Consider the following 401-nt stretch of genomic DNA (forward strand, 5'->3'; position numbering starts at 1 on the left):
TACCGGTGCGGAATCGCTTGGAGGGATCTGCCCGAGGTCTACGGGCCCTGGCAGACCGTGTGGACCTGGCATCGGCGCTTGGCCGAAAAAGGCACCTGGGACACGGTGCTGGCCACGCTGACCGCCGCCGCTGAGGCCGAAGGCCTGATCGATTGGTCGGTCTCGGTGGACTCCACGATCGCCCGCGCCCACCAGCACGCGACGAACATCACCCGCCACACAGGGGGATGGATCGAACTACAAGAATCCGCGTGAGGAGCCGGCCGATCACGGCATCGGGCGCTCCCGTGGCGGGCTGAGCACGAAGATCCATCAGCTCGTCGATGGGACCGGGCTGCCGCTGGTCAGCCTGATCACCCCCGGCCAGGCAGGGGACTCCCCGATGCTGCTTCCTCTTCTGG

At 67.3% G+C, this 401-nt stretch carries 1 pseudogene; it reads left to right on the forward strand.

Annotation, left to right across the window (positions count from 1 at the left end):
• Positions 1-401 (forward strand): annotated as a pseudogene (locus tag ACFI33_RS11795) (IS5 family transposase); the annotation flags it as partial.

It is taken from the genome of Micrococcus sp. PSi08, from assembly GCF_054960655.1.